We start from the raw sequence: 23,271 nt of genomic DNA on the forward strand, positions 1-23,271 counted from the left end.
CCAGCAATACTGGTTCTAGTGGGTTCGATTCCCACCCCGAAATTTTTTTAGTAACATTACAAAAAATTTCGAGGGTGGTTCTAGGCTGAAGGTAGTAGAATCGGACTGCCCTTTATTGTGGAGGGATTAACATGCTCATAAAACGTGATCTTCATGATTGTCACGCTTTGTACGAACTTATAACGCACCCTGATGTCTTCCCTTTTGTGCGCCAAAAACCAAGATCATATGATGAATTTCTATTTATGACCAAACAAACGATTGAAGCTGAAGAACGTGGAGAAGTTATCTCGAGGACCATTCTGGATGAATGGGGAGCTCCTATTGGAACGATTAGCTTATATGATATTGAGAATGGTGCAGGATTTTTAGGCACTTGGCTTGGAAAGGAATATCATGGGAAAGGCTACAATCAAATGGCAAAGGATTTATTCTTTAAAGAGCTATTTTATGAGTTAGATATAAATACCATCTTTATGCGAATTCGCAAGGTCAATATCCGCTCTCAAAAAGCTGCCGAAAAACTCCCTTATGTTATCCAAGCAAATGAAACAAGAAAATCAATTTATGATCAATTAAATGCAGGTGGATGCTTATTTAATTTATTTGAAATTCCAAAGGATTTATATACTCTACATGTCCTACGAACTGGAAATGATCAACAAGAGGATTCACAATTGTTAGAGGCTTAATAAGGTATACAACAAAGGTGTCTGGCTCATACCAGGCACCTTTGTTATTGTGACTGTTCGTTTTAAAGCTTATTGATCTTTCCTAAAACATCTTTTCCACCAGTCACAGGTATAACACTACCAGTAATAAAGCTTGAATGATCATCGATTAAAAAAGAAATCACTCTTGCAATATCTTCTCCTGTTCCTGGTCTTCCAATAGGAGAATCAGTATCCAAAACGTCGATGGCCTCCGTGATATCCCCTTCCTTCCACTCCCCTGTAATATCACCTGGGCAAACCATATTCGCCGTAATTCCTTTACTTGCTTCTTCAAGGGAGATTGTTCTTGTTAATGATGCTAAACCGGTTTTTGCCGCTGCAAATGCCGAGCGGTAAATCCATCCTGGGGCCGTTTCCACACGGTCAAATCCAATGGTAATAATTCTTCCCCATTTTTGTTCCCTCATCTTCGGAATAAATGCCTTACACAGATTGAAAACAGCATTAAGATTTCCGTTAATCAAATAATTCCATTCTTCGAGTGAATAATCAATCATAGGCTTTCTTTCATGTATGTATGGTCCAGCATTATGAATGACAATATCAATCGTTGGTGAGATTGAAAAGGCTTCTTTTATGACTCTCTGACAATCCTCCAGGTCCGCCAAATCCCCTTGAATAATGAAATTCTTGTTTCCATACTCATTTGTTAAAAAGTTGGCTAATTCCTTAGCCTTATCCTCACTATTTCGATAATTTATAATGACGGAAATACCTTGTTTGGCCAATTGAATAGCGGTTCTTTTCCCGATTCCAGCGGCTCCTCCCGTTATTAAAGCGGTTTTTATTTTCACAAATGATAACCCCACCATAATTAAATTTTATTGTTCTTTAAATCTATACTAAGAAGAACATCACATTTATGCAAATAATATGCAGTTTTTTATGCTAAGGGAAATGTTCCCCTACAGAGAAAGTTTCCATAAACATTAGCCTTAGTAAATGCATAGTATGGATACAAAGAAAGGATGGAAAGGAGGAACCATGTTGTTTCCCTGGAATCTATTTCCCTTCCATAATAATAATATACAAAAAATAATTAGTGAGATGAAGCCGGAAGAGATTGATCAGTATGTAAAGGATTTGATGAAAAAAGCCTTTCAGGGTAACTTTAATGGAATGGGAAACCCTGAGAATTTGTTCAAGGGATTTTCCCCTATAAACAATCCAAATTCTAATGAAAACGATCATCATTCATCTTCGAAAATTCAATCCTCCGTTTTTGAAACCCATGATTATGTTTATGCCCGTATTCCTATAAAAAATGAAGAATGGCTACAACAGCTGCGTCTTTTTCATACTTCAAATCAATTAATTATCGAGCACATTCCAGAGCTTGAGGACCGGCATACCATTACCTTACCTGCCATCGTAAAAAGAAAAGGATCTACGGCTCAGTTCAAGGAAGGGGTGCTTGAAGTGAAAATCCCCAAAAATATTGATATGCAATATTCAGAAATTGACGTTAAAGAAATATATTAGACGTCAATTTCATTTTTTATAAAAACAAAGGTGCCAGTACCACAATTCTTTATCTTGTTTCAAGATACATTTTTTGTGGTGTCAGGCACCTTTTAACTGATTATTAATTTTGGCTGTTTTCGTATAGATTGTTGCTTTTATAACCGCAGCCTGAATACACTCCGCTTTCCGTGGGCGAGCGGTGAGCCTCCTCGTCGCTACGCTCCTGCGGGGTCTCACCTTTCTCGCATTCCCACAGGAGTCTACGTGTATTCAGGCTGCTAAGTCATTACTCTCTACTTATTTATCATCAAAATAACAACAAACTTTGAGAAAACAGCCTTAATTTTCTTCTGGTTCACTTGGAGTCCCGATTACAAACTCCTTCTTTGGCATGGCGTGCATGCCCTCAGCTGTGACATGGGATATAACGTAATAGGTCCCTTCCTTTGAAAAGTCCTTCTTCAGAGTATAGATGCCATCATGGTCATGCTTAACTTCAATTTTTTCATGACTTTCATCTTTTGCTCGCCAAATTTCAAATTCAACCTCATCTGCATTCTTTACCTTTTTATCCCCATAGGTTACCTTTGCTTCAAATTGAATAGGGTCATTCATGTTTGTCTTTTCAGGATTGACCGTTAGTTTTACGTCTAAAAATTGAGGTACTGCCTCTTCGTTTTTTGCTTTATTGCATGACGTTAATAAAATCAATAAAAAAATTGAAATCATCACCATTGCGCTTTTCTTCAACTCAAGCACTCCTTTAATCCGCTACTTTGTTCATGTAAGTATGTCAACTTTTGTTTAATCAATCGTTGGCAAAATTATTTTAACACAGGTTCCTTTCCCAAGTTCACTTTCAATTTCCAAGTCTCCTCCATGGAGAAGAATGATTTTTTCAGTGATTGCAAGACCTAATCCTGTCCCACCGTCTACTCTTGTTCTTCCTTTGTTTACCCGATAAAAACGTTGTGTTAACTTTTGTAAATCTTCTTTTGGGATTCCACACCCCGTATCCATCAATTCGATTATACAACCTTTTGGATGTTTATTAAGACTGATGGTGATTCCACCAGTTTTTGTATAGCGAATGGAGTTATCCATCAAATTTTGTAATACCTGCTCCAATCTACCCTCATCCCCATTGATAATAATATCAGGGTCCAATTCAAGAGTAAGTGATAATCCTTTTTCTTTCATAACAAGGGTATATTTCTCAACTGCATCCTCAATAAGCTGTGATAAAACAAGAGGGAAGAAGATGAGCTTAAATTCATCCGATTCCATTTTAGTCAGATCAAAAATATCACCAACTAGTCTCTCCATTCTCCCTGCTTCCCTATGAATCAAACGAAGATACCTTTGGAAATCATCTTCCTTTATCATTCCAGATGTTAATGCTTCACTATAACCCTTAACATAGCTGATAGGCGTTCTTAACTCGTGAGAAACATTAGCCAAAAACTCCTTTTTCCGTTCATCTTCCTTCTGGATGGAAGCAGACATCTGATTAAATGCTGCACCAAGTTGACCAATTTCATCCTTTGAGTCAATATCAACCCTAGTATTATAATTTCCTTCAGATACCTTTTGTGCAGCAATAGTCATCTGTTTTAATGGTCGAGTCAATTTATGTATTAATTTTGTTCCAAAAAACAAGGAGATTACAAGGAATAAGACCGCAGCAGCTAACCATAATATAGAAAAATCCTTTGTGACCTCGGAGATTTTTTCTAATGGCAAGTACAAATATATAATCCCCTCAAGTCTATTTTCATCAAGAAGCGGGATAATGGTCGCAACAATTTTTCTATCAAACCTTTTCTCATAGCCCGTCTTAATAATAGACTCTCCGTCTAGCAACTGCTCCCTTTCCTCCGGTTTGATTAAGCTTTGATAATCTATATCAAACGGAAGACAAGCGCTAAGCTCTTTAGGGTTATTCACCATAAATATTTCTGTGTCTGATATTGAATTATACCATTCTACTTTTTCTTTCAAATCCTTTGTTAACGGACCACCTTGATAATTATGGGCAATACGTTTCCCCTCATCTAATAAGGTATTTTCCGTCTTTTCTACGTAGAGCTTTTCATAGAAGAAATTCGATAATAAAAATGAGAAGGCAATAGTGATGAAAATGGATGCAAAAACGGTCATCCATAATTTTTTGGATAAAGAATTCGGACCTAAAATCATTCCTCAGGCACCTCAAATTTATAGCCAATTCCCCAAACGGTTTGGATGTACTCCTCTATTCCGAGCTTCATTCTTAATGTTTTGATATGGGTATCAACTGTTCTTAAAGATCCATGGTAATCTATTCCCCATATACTTTCTAAAATTTGTTCTCTGCTTAAGGCATGTGTCTTATGTTCGATAAAATAGATTAATAGTTCATACTCCTTTAAAGTTAAAGGGATGGCCTTATCTAAGACCGTCACTTTTCGAGCCTTTTTGTCGATAGTAATCTTACCCACCTTCAGTATATCCTGTTCGATAGATGGATTTCCGGTTCTTCTTAATACAGACTGAATTCTTGCAATTAATTCACCTGGACTTAATGGCTTAACCATGTAGTCATCTCCACCAAGCTGCAAGCCTCGAACTTTATCCCATTCTTCTCCCTTAGCAGAGAGAAAGATAATGGGTACCTCGTATTTTTCTCTAATTCTTTCACATACTGAAAAACCATTCTCGTTTGGCATCATAACATCTAATATGATGAGATCTATCTTTTCATTGTCAATTAATTGATACGCCTCTGTTCCACTGGCAGCCTGCAAACAGTGAAATCCTGAGTTTTCTAAATACATTTGAATTAGATGACGCATTTCCTCTTCGTCATCTACAATTAATATAGTAATTGAGTTCATCTCTATTTCCCCTCTCTTACGATTAATTGAAATGGACCTTTCCCTACTTTAATCGTTTTTTTGATTGTCAATGATTTGGGGTCCACGATATGGATATCGTTGCTGTCATAACCAGCAACAATAATTTCATTATGAAAAATGAGCATCTCAAAAGGATTTGCCCCTATTACAATCGATTTCATCTGTTTCCCATTAGAATCTAGTTTAAGCAAAGTACTGGAACCATGACTTAGTACAAAAATATTTTTATTGTATTTTACAAAGTTCACAGGCATGACAGGCGCATGGATTTTTCTTATTAGCTTGCCTTCATCATTATAGACATGAATATTTTTTTCAGGCTCGAGTCCTTCTCCATGTCCGCCAATCCAAATCTCATTTTTCTCCTCATCATACATAGCACCAGCTGCAGATGGATGGATATTTATTGTTTTGATAGGTTTTTTCTTTTTCAAATCGATGGTTGTCATTTTTTCCGATGAATAGCTAATAATATTTAATTGACCTTTTTCTTCATTTTCTAATAAGGTTAGAGGATTTCGTTCAGTTTTCACATCAATTATTTCTTTTCCATTGATGCTAAAAAAACGTACCACATGGTTGAACTGGTCAGAAAATGCAATTTCCTTTTGATTATTGATTAACTTTGCGTTGACAATTCCTTTCCCTGCATCCCAGCTCTTTATTTTTTTTCCTTTTTCTAATGAATACAAGTCAATCGTGTCAACCTGTTTGCCATATAAAAGCAACGTATCCCCATCAGGAAGGATTAGCCCACCTGAATAGGGCTGACTCATTTTCCATTCGGTCACCTTTTTCCCATTGGCCAGATCGATAAAACTAATACTCATATCTTTAATATTAACAGTAGCCAATACCGAGAGATTTCTTGAAATTTTCGAATAGGACTCGCTTTGGCAAGCAGATAATAGGAAAATAGACATTACTAAGAGAATCTTCGCAACATACTTCATGTACCTTTTCTCCTTATAAGAATAATTCTATTTTAAAACAATTTAACATGGGACTGTGAGAAAAATGTGAAATCTGGATGAATCTTGTCATAAGATCCACCCTAACAGTATAAGGCTCTCATTTCAGCGAGATAAATAGATTATTGTTAGCGGTTAGAAATGGTAGGATTTCTATCTATATTTCATCCATTAACTCTGTATGAAGCTGAATAAGTAAAAGCTTAGTATTTAATGAAAGAGTGGAATTCAAGATCCTTTTGACAGCAAGGAAGTATTTTTCAGCTGAAGATTTTCTCACTCTTGGATGAGAATTTTCATCTTTTAACTCCTTTAAGATGACATTTTTTAACACGGATTCATCCGTTCCTTCCTCCATTAGCCGTCTATTATTCCAAAGCAAACGATATTCGTTTAGTAAAAATGTATAGTCAATCATTTCATTTACTCTCCTTTAATTGATTACAAACAGCAACCAATCTGTCTTTTTACATAATTTAGATCTGTCTGGCAAAAATAATTAAAAAAGAAAGGAAAATGACTATGACAACACCCTATCGATGTCCGAATTGCAAAACTAATCGGAGCAGATTTAATCTCATTAAGCAGGTACCACAGTCAGTAAAGCTTGATCCTCAAACAGGAGATATCCTGGAGGAGTACTCAAATGAGCAATTAAGTCCTTTTCATTTAGCATATAAAGGGCCTGATTATCGTATTCAATGTGGAGCTTGTGGTTTAATAGAGGATGAGCGAACATTTATTAAATTTGGGGAACAAAAATAGAGTTGATAAAGTCAAAGAATAAGAAAAAAAGAAATGGGTGCTGCTAAGTGCCAGGTATCTTTGCAGCCCCATTTATGATTCTCCTAAAAAATCATTTTTTTCCAAAAATGTGATGGAATCCACCTTCCATGGATCTATAGGTGAAAATCTTACTAAGTGAACATTCCCCCTATATATCCTCTTCCTTTGCCCCTTAATAAACCATTCAACCACAACAGGTACCTCAAGATATATTTCATCCTTTAAATCCTCAATCGGTAATTCTAACATACTTGATATGGCTGCATTTTCTATATTAGGTAATATATTTTCCCATTTTATTGGCTGTAAAGAAATGGGAGTGACAATTTTCGGATCCTGCTGCTTATAGCCAACGATATAAGCACTTATCACCTCATACGGACTTGCATTGGCCAAGTATTGTTTAAGCATACCTGAAGCTTTGAAAATCATTAACATATGAGATGGATCCATATAATTATGGCGATGGGTCGTACTTCCGTAAAAGTGTATACAAAAGTGACCTGGGAAGTTATTAATTAATGCACCCGCCCCATGAGGCATTCCATGCATGGAGGCGGCAATCCGTTTCTTATTATGGATAACAATAATTGCCCGTCTTTTCCAGCTCCAGCTGCCGTTGTATATCCTTTTCATAATGGCAGTATCCTTTGCAGTTAGAGGTTGTACATCCGCGTGCTGGCTTCCTGCTCGTCGTTGTACTTGAAACTGTTTCCCTGTTTCTAAGTCCCTTACAATAAATTTTGAATACCTTGGCAGAAGTTCATTGACTTCCTTCCATGGAAGCATTTCTGCAGGTGCTGGTTTCTTCACCTTAGCTAAGCCATCTGTGCAAAAGAAAGAAAAGAAAATAATAATCGCCATCGATAGATTCTTCAAATGATAACACCTACTCTATTTCAATTATTGAACCCATTCTTTTTTATCAAGAAGAAATAGACCAACAGATGAACAATACAAGTAGAGTGTCCCCTTTTATGAGGGGTAGAATTCACAGATTTTCATTTTATATGAACATTTTATTCATGTATATCATTAATCCTTCAATTTATTTAATAAACGCACAAACTCTGCCATTTCATCATCCGAAAAACGTTTTAACTTTGAATAAAAATATTCTGATTTCTTTTCACCAAATTCCTTAATTAAAGATTTTCCTATGTCTGTCACGATCATATCAACTACTCTACGATCGACTTCAGACCTTTTTCTTTTTAAGTACCCTTTTTTTACAAGAGAGTCTGTAACAGAGGTAATATGACTTGCTGATACATTTAATATCTTTGACAAATCAGATGCCTTTAGTGATTGATTCCGTGACAGAAGCTTTAATATTGTAAATTCACTTTGACTTATTTCCTTCCGAAAAATGGTATGAATATCGTGCTTCAATATGCGGTAAACTGTTCTAAGCAGTTGCTCAAGCTCAAAGATTTGCTCTTGTTTCAAATATTATCTTTCCCTTCAAATAGAAGCCTCAAATAGTCTTGAATAAGAGGAATTTCCTATCCTTCCCCTCTTTCTAGCTCCTGTAATTTGCTTTCTAGAATGCTCCAGTCTATGCCTTCACCTATAAAGACTAAATTCAGTGGATAGTTCATATTTTCCTTCATATATAAAGGCATTCCATAGGAATATTGAAATAAATATGGAACATTCGAATGAGGAAACTTTATATAGCCTTTTATACGATAAATGGTATCTGGTAAAGATTTTAGAAACTCTTCAAAATCCTGTTGCTGGACGGAATGTTGGAATCGGTAAACAAAACTACTTAAATGTAAATGGAGATGAACATGTGATTGCTGCTTTTCGCTTTTTCTATTCCATCTCATCCCCTTCAACTTTTGCAGAGGTACTTTTGCAAAAGTTGTCAAAATAGTTGTAGCGTATGTATTAACTCCTTGTATTTCCATCACAAGTTTTCCTTGTTCTGATTCAGTTAAGCAATCAACCTTGTTAAGTAAAATTAAATCTGCATGTCTAACCTGTTCAAGTAAAAGCTGCTGGACTTGTGGGCTAAATTCTTTTCTTTTGCTCCACTGAAGGGAATCAACGAGCGTGACAATCCCTCTAACATCTAACCTGTCTGCAAATAACGGGGATAGAATGGCGTCAAATACCTCAACGGGATGGGCAGCACCAGTCGTTTCGATGTAAATAACCTCTGGTTTATCATTCATTAGCAAACCTTGTAGCTGTGATTCCAGCTTATCCTGTATGGTGCAGCAAATACAGCCATCTAGTAATTCCCTTAAAGTGATGTCATCATCCTGAACAGCATGTGAATCAATGGATACCTCTCCAAGCTCATTCATCATGACCGCCACTTTACGTTCATCCTTCTTTTCCTCCTGTAAAAGATTTTTTAATAAAGTCGTTTTCCCACTGCCGAGAAAACCTGATAGTATATATATTTCCGTTTTCTTTTCCATTTTCTCTACCCTCTATTTCGTCATTACTAATAAATTTTCATCTTATACCTGAGAATACAAAATCACTTCAGAATAAAAGACTTGCCTATCGCATCCTCCAAGTTTAGAGAATACCTTGGACATCAATAAGCAAGCCTTTAAAAATCATTGATTCATTTGTTTTTTTAATACTTCAGTCGCCTTTTTCAATTGGGTATCATTTTTCCTAATTTTCTCCCCTAGCTTCTCCATGAGGGCTAGAGAATCTTCACCCGTTAGAATACCATCTGCTTTTAATTTTTCATCCTTTTGGAATTGAATTACAGCAGCTTTCATTTTCTCATCAAAGTAACCATCAATCTTACCTGGTTTGTAGCCGATTGCTTTGAGCATTTTCTCAGCAGCCTTAATTTGATCAGAAGAATCCGTTACTTTTAATTTTGAATCAGGGTTAATATATGGTATCGAGGCATAATCTGGCAATGATACCTTATAATCTGGCTCAATTCCCTTTTTATGAATCCAATTCCCACTAGGTGTTAGCCATTTTTCAGTAGTAAACTTTAAATTAGAGCCATCATCAAAGTCTTTTGCATTTTGCACTGTACCTTTACCAAATGATTTCTCACCTACTAATGGAACCCCAGCAGATTGCGAAACAGCACCTGCCAATATTTCTGAAGCACTCGCGCTGCCTTTATCAATAACAACTACTAAGGGAATTTTCGGATTGTTATTGGTTGCTTTAATTTCCTCAATATTTCCTTTGCGGTCCTGAATTTTCAATACCGTTTTCCCATTTGGAACAAATAGATTGGCGATATTTACGGCTTGATCTAATAGTCCACCAGGATTTTGTCTTAAATCAAGGATGACACCCTTCATTCCTTTATCCTGTAATTCATTTAGCTTATCAATTACCTCTTTTGAAGTATTTTCAGAAAATGTGGTAATCTGAATTTTTGCTATTCCGTCCTGAAGCATTTCACCATAAACAGTTTCAATAGGAATGGTATCGCGAACCACTGAAATGGTCATGGTACCCTCTGTCCCAGGTCGCTCGATGACTAAAGTAACCTTGGTTCCCTTTTTGCCTCGAATCAACGTTACAGCTTCTGTTGAGCTTAAGCCTTGTAGGCTTTTACCATTGACCGAGAGAACCCTATCCTTTGGTTTCAAACCAGCCTTTTCTGCTGGTGAGCCTTTTAATGGAGATACAATGGAAATATTTCCATTTATCTCTTCAATTTCTGCTCCAATTCCTTCAAAGGATGAAGAAATGGTTTGATGGAATTTCTTAGCTTCTTTTTCATCCATGTAATCTGAATATGGGTCATCAAGAGATTCTACCATTCCGTTGATTGCACCATTCACTAATGTTTTCTTATCGACTTCTTGATAGTAATTTTCGCTAATCGTATCATAAGCTGAGTAAAGCTTATCAAATTCACTCCGCTCATTGACAACCTTAACTGCTTCCTCATCTCCAAAAGAGAGAGCAACAGCTGTTATACCTGCAGCTAAAAACACGACCAAAAAGATCAGCATGATAAAATGAAATTTCTTTATTTGGATAAAGCCGGACCCGTTCTGAGAAGTATCTTCATTTGTTTTTTCAATGTCCAAATCTTTCACCACTTTTCCCAATACTTATGCTAAAAATTCTCTAAAGATTAGAATAACATTTTCTATGATAAAGAGAAAATGTTATGATTTTTTATAAACCTCTTAAGAACGACTAAACTGTTCAATTACCTTCATTAGTTCGTCGATAGCCTGGTCGCCATCCCCTGATTTAATGGCATTGGATACACAATGGTTGGTATGCCTCTCAAGAAGATTCATCCCTACCTTTTTCAATGCATTATTGACAGCTGTAACCTGAATCAAAATATCGACACAATATCGATCTTCATCAATCATTTTTTGCAAACCACGTACCTGACCTTCAATTCTTTTTAGTCTAGTAATCATTTGTTCTTTTTCTATATCTGTTCGAGGAACGATTGGATTTTTCTCTTCTATATTTTGATCATGACAATGTTCCATTCTTTCACCTCATTTGACCGAAAAGTTTGGTAAAAAGCCCGTACTCATCATATTTTCTCTACGACTTTGAAATACTCTTCCAACGTTAGATTTCTCTCGAAAATATCTGTCGCCGCTTGAATCCCAACATAGCGAAAATGCCATGGCTCATATTGATACCCTGTCACTTGTTCTTTTCCCTTTGGATACCTGAGGATAAATCCAAAACGATGGGCATTGGCAACTAGCCATTTTCCTTCTTTTGTATTCCCATAACTCTCTGTTAAATCATAATTTACACTTGGACTTGAAATGTCCATTGCTAGCCCTGATTGATGCTCACTAAATCCTGGTATAGCAACTGCGAGAACTGCTTTTTTTTCACCTACCCGGTTCACCTCTGCAGAAAATACTTCCTGCTGTCTCTTATAAGAACGGTAACCTGAAACGCCGAAAAGTTCAATATTTTCTCTTTTTGCTTGTGCAAACATTTTTTCTAATGCCCTTGAAGCTTCTTTTCGTAAATAGCTTTTTTCAATTTTTTGATCGCCAAAGGGGAATGGGACATTCGGTCTCATTAAATCTGCTGGTATGTAGCTACTTGGAAGTGCATATTGTTTATTTACTAATGCTACGATGTTACTTGGATTCTGAATTACCTTTTTGCCATCCACCATTTTAATTTCATTAAAAAATGCAGATTCAAGAGTAAGCTTATCTTCTTCCATACCTTGCGAAGAGTCGCTTTCCTCATTTTCTTGCCCTGCTTGTCCATCATCTTTATCATTTGAGCTTGGATTACTACGATCATCTGTGTCATGTGGTACAGCATTTTCATCCGAACTAGATTGATTTTCCTCATCCTTTTGCCATGGCATTTTATCCATTATGGCATTCCATTGACTACAGCCTGATAATAAAAACACCAAGCAAAGCGAAAGAATGTATGTTTTCTTCATTGTATTCTCACCTGTATCCTTTTCAAATGCAATATTTTTATTTTACCACTATTCATTGGTGTCTGAAACTGATTTTATTCATCGGGTCTTGCCTTCATATCCATTCGTGAGAAGTTTCTATACACTTCAATCAATCTAGTTAGCCTACTATGCAAAAAAAAGAGGCTGACTAATGAAGTCAGTCTCACCACTAATTATTTATGGTTTAAAGCTGTTTCTAGCGCTACTTCAATCATGTCATTAAAGGTTGTTTGTCTTTCTTCGGCAGTAGTTTCCTCACCTGTTAAAATATGGTCACTCACTGTTAATATAGACAATGCTTTCCGACCATATTTAGCTGCGAGCGTATAAAGCGCTGCTGTCTCCATTTCGATAGCTAATATTTGATATTTCGCCCATTTTTCAAGCTCGCTATTATCGTTATAAAACATATCAGCTGAAAAAACATTTCCCACCTTAAGGTTTAACCCTTTTTCAACCCCAAAATCATAGGCCGTTTTCAAAAGTTCAAAATTTGCCGTTGGTGCATAATCTACACCGCCAAATGTCAATCGGTTCATCTGGGAATCTGTTGACGAGCTCATTGCTAATATCACATCACGAACCTTCACATCCTTTTGAATAGCTCCACATGTTCCAACTCTTATTAAATTTTGGACATTGTAGCTATTCATCAGCTCATTAATGTAAATAGAAATAGAAGGAATTCCCATACCTGTACCTTGGACAGAAACCCTTTTCCCTTTATATGTACCTGTATAACCAAACATATTTCTTACTTCGTTATAGCATTCAGCCCCTTCTAAAAATGTTTCTGCAATGTATTTTGCTCGAAGTGGGTCACCTGGCAATAATATCGTTTCTGCAATTTCATTATCCCTTGCTCCAATATGTACACTCATCTATTAACCCTCCGTTATAAAAAAATGAATGTTGCACAAAAAACTATAACATAAACGTGGGAAACAGAAAAATTAAAAATGGAAAAAAACATACTTTGTTAACAAATGGGGATTCTAATATTAGTTTCACTCATGAAAGAACTTATTGTTAAATGAAAATAAAATGGGTGAAAAACGGGGGGGTAATATGGGTAAAAAACATCGAAACAGAATTAATTCACCTAAAAAGAATAATCATATTCCTGCAGAGGATATCGTTGCAGAGCATGAAGCTCATGCAAAGGAGCATTCTGCAAAACAAAGAAAAAGATAAGGAATTATAAAGGACTGTCCCATAAAGAAGAGTTATCTTCCATTTAGGGACAGTCCCTAGTTAACATTTTAAACATTAAATATTTTGACTCTTTTAAACCTAATATCACCCCTATGAATAGGACTCAACCACTCTTTTCATTTTATCCTTCATGAAGGCCATATCCGCACTTGTTATTGTTACTCTTACTTTCGTTTCATCTATCTCAAGAGCTTCCGCAAGAAATCCACCTAATCCCCTTGCGCGACGGTCAACCTGCATTAGGAGTTCAATTTCATTAGCTGATTTCGGGAAGAATACAATCTCTAGCTCATCTAGTCTTCCTCTAAATGGACCTGATGTAGGGACAAATTCAAATTCTTGAATAAATGGGAATCTTCCACGAAGGCGATATGGAGCCTCCTCACACTCAACCTCTCTCAGACGAAATCCTAAATCGGATACAGCTTGTAAAACGGCTGACATTAGAGGATTAGGAATAATTTTTAAATCATCCTTATCACTTGGATCCACTGCATTACTAATATTTAGCCCTGTTGATACCCAAATCTTAGTCCTGCCAATTGAGATCGGTGTATCTATTGGTAAAAGAAAAGAGAAGGGAATCTCTTTCAGTTCATTAGGTTGGATGGTAAACGACTCAGCAATTCGAAATCCATCGATTAAACCTGTAGCAGTAAATTTTTTATCATCCATTTCTTTAATATAGGTCGTATGGAGAGATAAATAGATAGATTCTATATGCTGCTCAATATTCCCTCCTCGAACTTCGATAGCACCTTTTACAAGTTCTCCTGGAACTACAGATGATGACTCAAGTTTTGTATCGACCTTTGCTGAACCAATTCCGACGCTAGCAAATATTTTATTAAACAATGACATATTCTTCCTCCTACCTTCTTGTTATGACTCGAATGAAATCATTTTTTACTTCTTCTGCATTTTCATAAGGATAGGAGGTGAGTAATAGTCTTTTAATGACATTTTTCCCATCCATTGAAATATCTAATTCCTCCTCCCAACTCTTCTCTTTCGTTTTTTCCCTTATTTCATATTGGGAATAGAGAAGAAATAAGAGGAAATGACCAAGAGCATAATAATCGCTTAACGGAGTTGCTAATTTCCTGACATCCTTGAAGTGTGAAACACTCCATGATTCTTCCTCATATTTTGCTAGACCAAAGTCAATTAATTTCAATTCATTTCCAACTACCATTACATTTGGAATACGGACATCTCTATGAATAATTCCCTTTTGATGGAGATTACTTATTAAAGAGAAAAGCTCTAATCCAATTTGAAAGGCCTCTTTTTCTCCATACACTTTTCCTTCCTGAAATATCAATTGCTCGAAGGTCTTTCCATTAATATATTCCATGGTGAAATATGGAATCTGATTATAGATACTTTGTTCAAAAACTTGAGGGTAACCAGGATGTTTCAGATTACCTAATAGGTTAAATTCTTGTTCAAATGCCTTTCTGCCCTTCTTCGTCAGCCTTTTATGGAGTCTTAGTGTTTTTAAGACAACTTGGATATCATTTTGATGATCAAAAACTAAATAGCTAATTCCATAACTACCCTTACCTAAACATTTTTGTACCTCATACCGTTTCTCTATTCTTTCACCACATTCAAACTTTGTTTCACATATATCTGATACAGCGATGACAATAGCTTTGAAGAAGTATTTAAGCATTCGCAAGATTAACTGCTAAAAAAGCTACTAAAAAAGCTTCCACTTTTATATTTATGCTTATGCTTATAATGATGATGCCCCAAGTGACCGTATTTGTGCGATTTATGATGCTTCCATGCATCACTCGAGCTTAAATGTTTATGGTGAAGTGATTCTTTAATAATGGATTTGATTATTTTTTTAAACATGGATTCGAACCTCCTTTTTTATAATAATCATACGATAATTACTTCTTTAGGTTTCAAACTTTTTATTACAATTTATATCTTTCTAATCAATTAATGGTTTACCTCATCTAATAATAAAAAATGACGAGTGAATACCCGCCATTTTTCTCTATATCAATCTTCTTCCATTTCCTCATCAATGATCGATTTTTCTAATAAATATTCAAATGTAATATCGGCGAGCTCCTCGACTTCCAACTCGCTAGGAACGTATCCCCTTTTTAAAAGCTCTTGAAAGAAAAATTCTGCAATTTCTTCAGTGTCGATGATTACTTCAATTTCTCTCACAGCACCGCCCCCTTTTTTCAAATTGTATGACCATATCCTACTTTTCATGATAATAACAGGAAATTCCTGCAAAATATTTTCATATTTTAAGGCTCTATAAAAATTGAATGGTGATTTCCTTTCCGTGAGCTTTAACAAAGCCTATTTTAAAAAAACAATTTAGTCATTTTTGTTGGGCTCATGCATAAACATGGACTATGAATAGTAAATAAAGCAGCTTATTCGTGGAAGGAGTCGTTCTAAATGAAGAATTTAATCGAATCACTTGTTGAAGATGTAAATAATGAAGATGGGGTTTTCATTCAATTTTTCACCGGACTAACCAACCGTATGTTTCAGGCAATTATCCTATTAAGTATTCCGCTATTTATTTACCTTTTTTGGGGCCTACATAAAATAATGCCTTGAAATTCTATTTAATGTTTTGCAGGTTATGCAAAATCATCTTCATCACACGAAGATAATCATCATCTTTAAAGGTTTGATATAAAAAATGATAATCATTATACACATCTAATAGGTGATTAATATATTGATATTTTTCTTCCTTCGAAATCGCCGTTTCCTTTTCAACCTTTTGTATGGCAGGCAGCTTTTCTGGAACATCAAAGGGAATTCTCTTTTTGTTTTGACTATCTATGATACCAAGCTTTCTTATAAATGTATCCGCGTTCTCGGCATCAGCAATGAGGGTTATTTCCTCTTCCCCAGCTTCCAGCCATTCACCATCATTTATTCTAGACATTTCATAGATGACATCCTCCCAAGCATCCTCCTTGTAGCGCCATATCTCTGTTCGGAAACCCACTATTTTAAATAAGTCCGAACCATATCCCTTCACTTGGACAAGATCTCCAAATATATATTTATAGACAATATTAATATGTTCCTTTTCAACTAAACTAGCATCATATTCAGATAGTTTTTTGAGGCTTGACTCAATATATAGTCCTGCACTTTGATTAATTTCATAAACATACATGCCATCCAACCATTTCACATCTGTCACTTTTCCAACAGTACCATACATTGTGATCACGACCGTATCACCGACTTTAAATTTCGGTTTTTTCCTTTTCTTCGCCATTTCCTCCATCCTCTCAAGGTTAGCCGTGAATTATGATACGATATTATATGCATCGCAAAATTATTCGAACCATGGTGATAGCACATCCGAGAAAAATGGGGGAAAATAGCCATATTATTAATTAACCAAATGGTCCTGTAGTTTATCCTTCGTTTAAATAGATGTCCCAAGCCTCATCAAATATCGCCATATTATTTAAATATGGACCGTTAAACTCGAGGTAAGTACTTATTTCATCGTAATTGGATGAATTCTTTGGAAACCCGTGATCAACAAAGGCATCATTGGCAAACTGGCTGATTGCATCCTTTGGTTTTGGATGCCGATACTTCATAAGAAAGTGATAAAAGGATTTCGTCATGATAAAAAAACACCTTTCCATATCAAACGCTAATTTTCTCAAAAAATATTTATTGTTACTATATCTGAAAACTAATTATGCGTCCACTCGAAAGGTAAATTAGAAAAAAAAGAAGCTGCCTCGCCTTCGAGTACAGCCTGCTTTTCTATATAATGGGTACTTCATATTATTTTTATTGCCAACGACCATCCTGAGAAAGTTCATAAAGCGCTAAAATAATATTAAACATTAATATGGCAACGGTTATTGGTACTGCAAAAAGCCAATTTTTTCCGAACTTTTCTTTAATGACTCCAACATAATACCCACAGAAAAATAATGCAATCATAGCAGCCGCCAGCATAATAATAATTACTAATTTCATTCTTTTCTCCCCCAAACTCTCATACTTCCCTGCACCATATAACTTATAATTATTATAAAAATAAAATAAATAGTGTTTGTGAAGAAAGAATGAACAAATTGTGAACTATTTTCCCCTATATCCAGTTTTAGGTAATATCAAAATAATTTCTTTTTAAAATTCTTGGTGTTTCCATTAATTGTTGATAGTTTACTTGTTTAGCAAGGTTTTTCGTGTTAATTAACATTAATTGCTCTTCAATTTTTTTAACAATTCCCTCAGGTTGATAAATCATTTCACATTCTAAGCAAAAAACAGTTGGTGTTTCAGTGATTTCTATTGCCCCTGAACCATCCGGAAGCTCCCAAAATACTTGACTCTCACCATCTTTAATATTTTGACTCTGACACCATTCACAACAAGTGACCATACATTTCCCCCTATATGAGTCATTTCAACTATTCGTTGATTTCTCTTGCAAAGTATCTTTTGTTTGCTGTGCTAAAAATTTCTTTTCCTTTAACTCATCCCGTTTATCCCTTTTATTCTTTAGTGACTGATGATTTGGGTCGTTTTCATAAGATTTTCTTCTTGATAAGCGTTCTAGATTTTCCGGTACAAGATTGAATTGCTGATCGTTTAGTAAGGATGAGATACCAATATTAGATCTCTTTTCGTCCATTTGAGGATATATTTCTTTAAAATAACCATCCGCCTGACCTGAAACATAGTTCTCTGGCTCAGGGTATGTGGTAATTACCCCTTCAAAATTACGGAGAACCACCTTATCCGGACTTTGTGATAGTAAATAATTCGGTTGTAATGCAATTTTCCCACCACCACCTGGTGCATCGCAAACAAAGGTCGGAACCGCATAGCCTGAGGTGTGGCCTCTCAAGCCTTCGATAATTTCTAAGCCCTTTGATACCGGTGCCCGAAAATGGCTAATTCCTTCTGACAGGTCACATTGGTATATATAGTATGGACGGACCCTTATTTTCACAAGATCATGCATGAGTTTTTTCATTATTGGAACACTGTCATTAATTCCAGCAAGGATGACTGATTGGTTTCCAACCGGAACCCCGGAATTTGCGAGCATTTCACATGCCTTTTTCGACTCCTCTGTAATTTCAATGGAGGTATTAAAATGGGTATTAAGCCAAATCGGATGATATTTTTTTAATATATTGCAAAGGTTCTCCGTAATTCGTTGCGGGAACACAACCGGCGCTCTTGTACCAATACGTATGATTTCAACATGATCGATGGCGCGGAGATTTTTTAAGATATATTCTAATATATTGTCATTAATAAGAAGGCCATCCCCACCTGAAATGAGTACATCCCGAACTTGAGGGGTCTTTTTAATGTAATCAATCGCTGCATCCAATTGCTTTTTCGGCACTCCCATTCCGATTTGACCAGAAAACCTTCTCCTCGTACAATATCGGCAATACATGGAGCATTGGTTGGTGACAAGAAATAATACGCGATCTGGATATCGATGAGTTAATCCAGGAACAGGTGAATCTTCATCCTCATGAAGTGGGTCTTCTAAATCATATTTCGTTTTATAAATCTCCTTCGAAATTGGAACAGATTGCTTTCGAATTGGGCAACGGGGGTCATCTGGATTCATAAGGGATGCATAATATGGTGTAATATTTAATGGAATGGTTTTCGTGGAAATTCGAACACCTTCTTCTTCCTCTGGTGTTAAATGGATGACCTTTTTTAAATCATCTAGAGTTCGAATAGTATTGGTTAACTGCCATAACCAATCGTTCCATTGTTCCTCTGTGACATCCTTCCATAATTCAATATCCTTCCAATGGCGAGACGGTTTATATAAATCAAATTTCACTTGTATTCCTCCCCTTTTAAGCAATCACTCTGAGTCTGTGATCTATAAGATATTGGAAAATAAAAGGAAAAAAAGATCACACTCCTATTAATCATTAATGCAAGTAATATGCCAACGTTCATATTTTTTTCAAAAAAGGGGAGAAAACAAGAATACATTAATAAAAGGAAGAAGAATTTACTCCAATGCGAATGTTTTTATCCAAATTAATTGATGGTAAATGCCGATTATTCAGCATAGCTTAAAGAATATTTCTTTAGTTTATATTGCAATGTTTGTCGTGGGATTTGGAGAATTTTTGCTGTGTGGAGAACATTTCCTTCCGTTATTTCCAATGCCTCTTGAATGATTGATTTTTCATATTGCTCTATATTCTTTCTAAGTGGTACTCGAACCTCATTTGATTCTTTTCTCCTACTTAGTATGGTTCCTTTAAACATATTCGGCAAATCGTCCTCGATTAAAATTGTTTGATCACTTACATTCATCATATATTCAATCGTATGCTTTAATTCTCGGACATTCCCTGGCCATAAATAATCCATAAACATTTGATGGACTCCTTCATTCACTCTCACCACTCTTTTATTTAGTTTTCCATTAAACTTTTCAATAAAATGATTGGTTAAACAGACTATGTCATCCTTTCTTTTTCTTAGTGGTAGCAGTTCAAAGGAAAATACATTTAAACGATAAAAGATGTCATGTCGAATCTTTTTCTCTTCAAGGGCTTGCATGGGGTGTATGTTCATGGCTGCTATGACTCTTACATCAACTGAAATATCTTTCGTACTTCCCACCCGCCTAATAATCCCATCCTCAAGCACACGAAGCAGCTTTGCTTGTAGCTCAACCGGCATGGCATGGATTTCATCTAAAAATAATGTTCCACCATCAGCTAATTCAAAAATTCCCGGACGCTCTACTGCACCCGTGTAGCTTCCCTTGGAGGTTCCGAATAAGATACTCTCCAATAATGTTTCAGGAATTGCCGCACAGTTTTGTGCAATAAACGGACCGTTAGAACGATTGGAAGCATGATGGACTCCTTGAACAAATAGTTCCTTCCCAGTCCCGCTTTCTCCAAAAACAAGCATAGATGAATCTGATTTGGCCAGTCTAAAGGCTTCTTTTTTAACCAAATTAAAGGCTGGATTAACTGATATTAGGTCATCTAAAGTGTGTCTTAAACGAGCCTTTGGATGGTTAGATTTCTTTTGCTTCACTTCCTTTTGTAAGTCTAATAGCCTTTCCGATAACAATTTCATTCTTGAGTAATCTTTTGCAATTTCCATTGCACCAACAAGCTTCCCTTTCACAATTAAGGGGATGGTCGTATTAATGGTTTCAATCATTTTTCCGTGTACATTCAAATATGATTGTGCCTGGTTATACAGGGCTGTTTTTGTTTGGAGAACCTTCAATAATGTGCTTGTTTCTTCGTCGAGTGATGGAAAGACCTCCAAAACAGGCTTGCCAATCACTTCCGTTACATCCATGCCATCATGTGTTGCAGCCACTTCATTGTAATAGATGGTTCTTCCTTTCGTATCAACGACGTGAATCCCTTCATCAATTCCTTTCAGAATGGCTGTTAATACTTCCTTTGAAATATCATCTAACTGTTCCTTCAAGCATCCTCACCTATCCTTTTTCACTGCCGAAAACAATCAATTCCATGCCGAAAATTCAGCATTAACAGCAGATTATTTCGATAAGTCCTTGACCCAAACATTCATGTTTTCAAGTTTGTCAAAGATATAGCAATTGTTCATTAACCTTCCTCGATAGCTATAGCCTAGCTGATGTAATGCTGCATTCATCCCAAATGAAAGTGCACGTGCAAGGGAATAAGCATAATAAATGCCTTCATGGACTAATTCTTCCTCAAGCTTTAATAGGAGTATTTTAAGTAACCCATGTTTCCGATGCTCTGGCAAGGTTGCACAATCGGTTAGTTCGGCATTTTTATAAAAGACATTCCTTTCAGCAGATGCTGAACAAACGATTTTTTCACCATTTTTAAAGGCGAAATAGATCGTCCCATTATCAATCGTTTTTTCAATGTATTTTGGATCATGAAGTGGAGTTGGATAGATTTCAAATACTTTTTGATAAAGGGTCGCTAGGGGAATAGCATCCTGCTTTGATATTTTTATTAATTGGTAATCCTTTGGAACAGGTTGGTGCTCGTTTGACTTATCTAGCTTTTGAACATTCTTTAAAATTTTATCTTCTTCTATCCAATAAATATTTGTCTTCCTCTCCTTCGTTAAGTATTTGCAGAAAAGGTAGGCATCTGAACCAAGAAAATAATGATCAATCACCCCTTCACACTGATACCCATTTTCTAATAACGCATGATAATCCTTCCTTCTACCCTTAATAATTAGTTTTTGCACTTGTTCTTCATGAGCAATTTTTTCAAAAATATAAATGACATGATTGATATTCCCCTGATAATCATCTAACCTTAATCTCTTATTATAGGAATCAATAACCATTTTGATCGAATATTGTTTGGTAGAGATATCTTTTTGTTTCATCATATCTTTCAATTTGTCTTCCACCTTTCTAAAGTTAATAGGAAAAAAGAGGCAGTCCAAATTACTGCCTCCATTTCATGATGACCTATCTATTATTTTGTCTACTTAGATACTCCACACCATTTTATTATGGTTTGTGCAATAATCTTTGCTGATGTAAAAAGATCATCAAGAACGATATATTCATTTGCATCATGTGCGACCTCTGTCACACCAGGGCCAAACACAACGACAGGTATACCGCCTACATTTGATAGAATTCCTCCATCTGTCCCCCATGGGGATGCCTCAATAACAGGAGGCTTATCTAAAACCCTCTGATAACTTGAAGATATTACCTCCATTAAAGGATGGGTTACATCAAGATTTCCAGGTTGCCACCGTCCTCCAAACCATTCAATCGTAGGGGGATTCTCTTGTAGCCATGAATCAGTTTCACCAACTGAAAGGATAGCTTCCTGCATTTCCTTCTCAGCAGCTTCCATCTGTTCATTTGGGGCGACCCCCATCCTTCCTTCTATGAAGGCAATATCCGGAACTGAGGATGGCCATTCCCCACTATAAATTTTTCCGATATTAATAGGGATGGGTATAGGAGTATCTTTGTATAATGGGTCTGTGATTTTAACGTTTCGTTTTCGCTCTAATTCTTGTATTTGTTGAATGATTTTAATCGCCTTCTCAATTGCAGATACCCCTTCATATCTTGTTCCACCATGGGCAGATTTCCCTTTTACTGCAATGCGAAACCACATGGACCCCTGTTGTTTCGGAAACAATTTCAATTTTGTTGGCTCTGGGATAATCGCCCCATCTGCTTTATAACCCCTTAAAACAGCTGAAAGTGTGCCTGCACCACCACTTTCTTCTTCAATGACGCTTTGAAAAATAACGTCTCCCTTTAATTTAATATCGGAAGAAATGATGGACTCGATTGCGAGAAGTAAGGCCACAGTCCCTCCTTTCATATCGGTTGATCCGCGACCGTATAGCCTACCTTCATGAATGATTCCACTAAAGGGGTCCTCCTCCCAGTCCCCCTTATCTCCTTCTGGAACTACGTCAATATGACTGTTTAATATAATCGACTTTCCTCCCCCAGTCCCCTTTAATACTGCAACAACATTCGGGTTTCCTGAAAAGTCATCCCTATCAGAACGAAAGGCTGGGTGCCCGCTTATTGATTTCTTATCAATTTCCCAAATATCTAATTCAAGCCCTAACTGTCTACATTTTTCAATAATTACTGCTTGGGCTTTACTTTCATTTCCCCTGACACTACCTTCTTGAACAAGCTTTTTTAACAGACGTAATCCTTTCATTTCGTGTTTTTGAATCCATTGCTTTACCCCTTCTTCATAATCCAACCCTGGTCAGCTCCTCAA

At 36.2% G+C, this 23,271-nt stretch carries 29 protein-coding genes; 5 read left to right on the plus strand and 24 right to left on the minus strand.

The genetic code is table 11. The features are described 5' to 3' along the window. Nucleotides 1–131: 131 nt before the first annotated feature. Complete coding sequence (locus BQ6100_RS12805; RefSeq protein ID WP_075981984.1) at nt 132–692, plus strand: GNAT family N-acetyltransferase; 561 nt, start codon at nt 132–134, stop codon at nt 690–692. A 62-nt stretch (nt 693–754) separates the two neighbouring features. Here BQ6100_RS12805 and BQ6100_RS12810 read toward each other — a convergent pair whose 3' ends face one another. Beyond that, on the minus strand, nt 755–1,528 hold the full coding sequence (locus BQ6100_RS12810) for an SDR family oxidoreductase (RefSeq protein WP_075981985.1): 774 nt from the start codon (nt 1,526–1,528) through the stop codon (nt 755–757). A gap of 190 nt (nt 1,529–1,718) precedes the next feature. On the opposite strand from BQ6100_RS12810, the gene BQ6100_RS12815 reads away from it, so the two are divergent. After that, the gene (locus BQ6100_RS12815; protein WP_315970020.1) at nt 1,719–2,216 is read left to right on the plus strand and encodes an Hsp20/alpha crystallin family protein; all 498 of its coding nucleotides are present in this window, start codon (nt 1,719–1,721) and stop codon (nt 2,214–2,216) included. Nucleotides 2,217–2,537: 321 nt separating this feature from the next. On the opposite strand, the gene BQ6100_RS12820 is transcribed toward BQ6100_RS12815, so the two are convergent. The 5 genes from BQ6100_RS12820 to BQ6100_RS12840 all read right to left on the minus strand — a co-directional run bounded on the left by BQ6100_RS12820 (nt 2,538) and on the right by BQ6100_RS12840 (nt 6,484). Next, a complete protein-coding gene (locus BQ6100_RS12820) occupies nt 2,538–2,957 on the minus strand; it encodes a FixH family protein (protein ID WP_315970021.1) in 420 nt (139 codons plus the stop codon). Between the two features lie 45 nt (nt 2,958–3,002). Continuing rightward, nucleotides 3,003–4,397: a sensor histidine kinase gene (locus tag BQ6100_RS12825; protein WP_075981988.1), complete on the minus strand. Its 1,395-nt coding sequence runs from the start codon at nt 4,395–4,397 to the stop codon at nt 3,003–3,005. Next, nucleotides 4,394–5,074, minus strand: a complete 681-nt coding sequence (locus tag BQ6100_RS12830) for a response regulator transcription factor (RefSeq protein ID WP_075981989.1) — start codon at nt 5,072–5,074, stop codon at nt 4,394–4,396. Before BQ6100_RS12830 ends, BQ6100_RS12825 begins: the two co-directional genes overlap by 4 nt. A gap of 2 nt (nt 5,075–5,076) precedes the next feature. Further along, the gene (locus BQ6100_RS12835; protein ID WP_075981990.1) at nt 5,077–6,048 is read right to left on the minus strand and encodes a YncE family protein; all 972 of its coding nucleotides are present in this window, start codon (nt 6,046–6,048) and stop codon (nt 5,077–5,079) included. Nucleotides 6,049–6,223: 175 nt separating this feature from the next. Beyond that, nucleotides 6,224–6,484: a hypothetical protein gene (locus tag BQ6100_RS12840; RefSeq protein WP_075981991.1), complete on the minus strand. Its 261-nt coding sequence runs from the start codon at nt 6,482–6,484 to the stop codon at nt 6,224–6,226. A gap of 104 nt (nt 6,485–6,588) precedes the next feature. On the opposite strand from BQ6100_RS12840, the gene BQ6100_RS12845 reads away from it, so the two are divergent. Next, nucleotides 6,589–6,831 carry a DNA alkylation repair protein gene (locus BQ6100_RS12845; protein ID WP_075981992.1) on the plus strand — a complete coding sequence of 81 codons (243 nt, stop codon included), beginning with the start codon at nt 6,589–6,591 and terminating at the stop codon, nt 6,829–6,831. A 72-nt stretch (nt 6,832–6,903) separates the two neighbouring features. Here the strand turns inward: BQ6100_RS12845 and BQ6100_RS12850 are convergent, their stop codons facing one another. From BQ6100_RS12850 to deoD, 7 genes are all read right to left on the minus strand, one after another. Further along, nucleotides 6,904–7,731, minus strand: a complete 828-nt coding sequence (locus BQ6100_RS12850) for a hypothetical protein (protein WP_084780385.1) — start codon at nt 7,729–7,731, stop codon at nt 6,904–6,906. 156 nt (nt 7,732–7,887) lie between these two features. Next, the gene (locus tag BQ6100_RS12855; RefSeq protein WP_075981993.1) at nt 7,888–8,301 is read right to left on the minus strand and encodes a MarR family winged helix-turn-helix transcriptional regulator; all 414 of its coding nucleotides are present in this window, start codon (nt 8,299–8,301) and stop codon (nt 7,888–7,890) included. Nucleotides 8,302–8,357: 56 nt separating this feature from the next. Then, entirely contained in the window at nt 8,358–9,287 is a 930-nt protein-coding gene (locus BQ6100_RS12860) for a CobW family GTP-binding protein (protein ID WP_075981994.1), read from the minus strand. Nucleotides 9,288–9,431: 144 nt separating this feature from the next. Beyond that, the gene (locus BQ6100_RS12865) at nt 9,432–10,892 is read right to left on the minus strand and encodes a lmo1851 family serine protease (protein WP_075981995.1); all 1,461 of its coding nucleotides are present in this window, start codon (nt 10,890–10,892) and stop codon (nt 9,432–9,434) included. A gap of 102 nt (nt 10,893–10,994) precedes the next feature. Next, on the minus strand, nt 10,995–11,315 hold the full coding sequence (locus BQ6100_RS12870; protein WP_075981996.1) for a metal-sensing transcriptional repressor: 321 nt from the start codon (nt 11,313–11,315) through the stop codon (nt 10,995–10,997). Nucleotides 11,316–11,362: 47 nt separating this feature from the next. Further along, nucleotides 11,363–12,253 (minus strand): M15 family metallopeptidase, encoded by an 891-nt coding sequence (locus tag BQ6100_RS12875; RefSeq protein ID WP_075981997.1) that lies wholly within the window; start codon nt 12,251–12,253, stop codon nt 11,363–11,365. A gap of 194 nt (nt 12,254–12,447) precedes the next feature. Then, complete coding sequence (deoD, locus tag BQ6100_RS12880) at nt 12,448–13,155, minus strand: purine-nucleoside phosphorylase (protein ID WP_075981998.1); 708 nt, start codon at nt 13,153–13,155, stop codon at nt 12,448–12,450. Nucleotides 13,156–13,342: 187 nt separating this feature from the next. Here deoD and BQ6100_RS21855 point away from each other — a divergent pair, with 187 nt between their 5' ends. Continuing rightward, a complete protein-coding gene (locus BQ6100_RS21855) occupies nt 13,343–13,468 on the plus strand; it encodes a hypothetical protein (RefSeq protein ID WP_097677918.1) in 126 nt (41 codons plus the stop codon). A gap of 111 nt (nt 13,469–13,579) precedes the next feature. Here the strand turns inward: BQ6100_RS21855 and BQ6100_RS12885 are convergent, their stop codons facing one another. The 3 genes from BQ6100_RS12885 to BQ6100_RS12900 form a co-directional block, all read right to left on the minus strand. Next, complete coding sequence (locus BQ6100_RS12885) at nt 13,580–14,350, minus strand: sporulation protein (protein WP_075981999.1); 771 nt, start codon at nt 14,348–14,350, stop codon at nt 13,580–13,582. A 10-nt stretch (nt 14,351–14,360) separates the two neighbouring features. Then, nucleotides 14,361–15,167, minus strand: coding sequence for a serine/threonine protein kinase (locus BQ6100_RS12890; RefSeq protein ID WP_141770152.1), 807 nt, complete (start codon nt 15,165–15,167; stop codon nt 14,361–14,363). Between the two features lie 341 nt (nt 15,168–15,508). Continuing rightward, nucleotides 15,509–15,682 (minus strand): YozD family protein, encoded by a 174-nt coding sequence (locus BQ6100_RS12900; protein WP_075982001.1) that lies wholly within the window; start codon nt 15,680–15,682, stop codon nt 15,509–15,511. 243 nt (nt 15,683–15,925) lie between these two features. Here BQ6100_RS12900 and BQ6100_RS21280 point away from each other — a divergent pair, with 243 nt between their 5' ends. Continuing rightward, nucleotides 15,926–16,090 carry a hypothetical protein gene (locus tag BQ6100_RS21280; RefSeq protein WP_159433156.1) on the plus strand — a complete coding sequence of 55 codons (165 nt, stop codon included), beginning with the start codon at nt 15,926–15,928 and terminating at the stop codon, nt 16,088–16,090. A gap of 4 nt (nt 16,091–16,094) precedes the next feature. Here BQ6100_RS21280 and BQ6100_RS12905 read toward each other — a convergent pair whose 3' ends face one another. The 8 genes from BQ6100_RS12905 to BQ6100_RS12940 all read right to left on the minus strand — a co-directional run bounded on the left by BQ6100_RS12905 (nt 16,095) and on the right by BQ6100_RS12940 (nt 23,253). Beyond that, the gene (locus BQ6100_RS12905) at nt 16,095–16,769 is read right to left on the minus strand and encodes a hypothetical protein (RefSeq protein ID WP_315970022.1); all 675 of its coding nucleotides are present in this window, start codon (nt 16,767–16,769) and stop codon (nt 16,095–16,097) included. 142 nt (nt 16,770–16,911) lie between these two features. Further along, on the minus strand, nt 16,912–17,130 hold the full coding sequence (locus BQ6100_RS12910) for a YozE family protein (RefSeq protein ID WP_075982003.1): 219 nt from the start codon (nt 17,128–17,130) through the stop codon (nt 16,912–16,914). Nucleotides 17,131–17,302: 172 nt separating this feature from the next. Next, nucleotides 17,303–17,494, minus strand: coding sequence for a hypothetical protein (locus BQ6100_RS12915; RefSeq protein WP_075982004.1), 192 nt, complete (start codon nt 17,492–17,494; stop codon nt 17,303–17,305). Nucleotides 17,495–17,621: 127 nt separating this feature from the next. Next, the gene (locus BQ6100_RS12920; RefSeq protein ID WP_075982005.1) at nt 17,622–17,903 is read right to left on the minus strand and encodes a YokU family protein; all 282 of its coding nucleotides are present in this window, start codon (nt 17,901–17,903) and stop codon (nt 17,622–17,624) included. A 24-nt stretch (nt 17,904–17,927) separates the two neighbouring features. Further along, the gene (gene kamA / locus BQ6100_RS12925; protein WP_075982006.1) at nt 17,928–19,340 is read right to left on the minus strand and encodes a lysine 2,3-aminomutase; all 1,413 of its coding nucleotides are present in this window, start codon (nt 19,338–19,340) and stop codon (nt 17,928–17,930) included. A 227-nt stretch (nt 19,341–19,567) separates the two neighbouring features. Continuing rightward, nucleotides 19,568–20,974 carry a sigma-54 interaction domain-containing protein gene (locus BQ6100_RS12930; protein ID WP_235816527.1) on the minus strand — a complete coding sequence of 469 codons (1,407 nt, stop codon included), beginning with the start codon at nt 20,972–20,974 and terminating at the stop codon, nt 19,568–19,570. Between the two features lie 72 nt (nt 20,975–21,046). Further along, a complete protein-coding gene (gene ablB, locus BQ6100_RS12935) occupies nt 21,047–21,889 on the minus strand; it encodes a putative beta-lysine N-acetyltransferase (protein ID WP_097677959.1) in 843 nt (280 codons plus the stop codon). Between the two features lie 98 nt (nt 21,890–21,987). Continuing rightward, nucleotides 21,988–23,253 carry a peptidase gene (locus tag BQ6100_RS12940; protein WP_075982007.1) on the minus strand — a complete coding sequence of 422 codons (1,266 nt, stop codon included), beginning with the start codon at nt 23,251–23,253 and terminating at the stop codon, nt 21,988–21,990. Nucleotides 23,254–23,271: the final 18 nt, after the last annotated feature.

Origin of the sequence: Bacillus massilinigeriensis (assembly GCF_900117315.1) — a bacterium.
Taxonomy (GTDB): Bacteria; Bacillota; Bacilli; order Bacillales; family Cytobacillaceae; genus Bacillus_BE; species Bacillus_BE massilionigeriensis.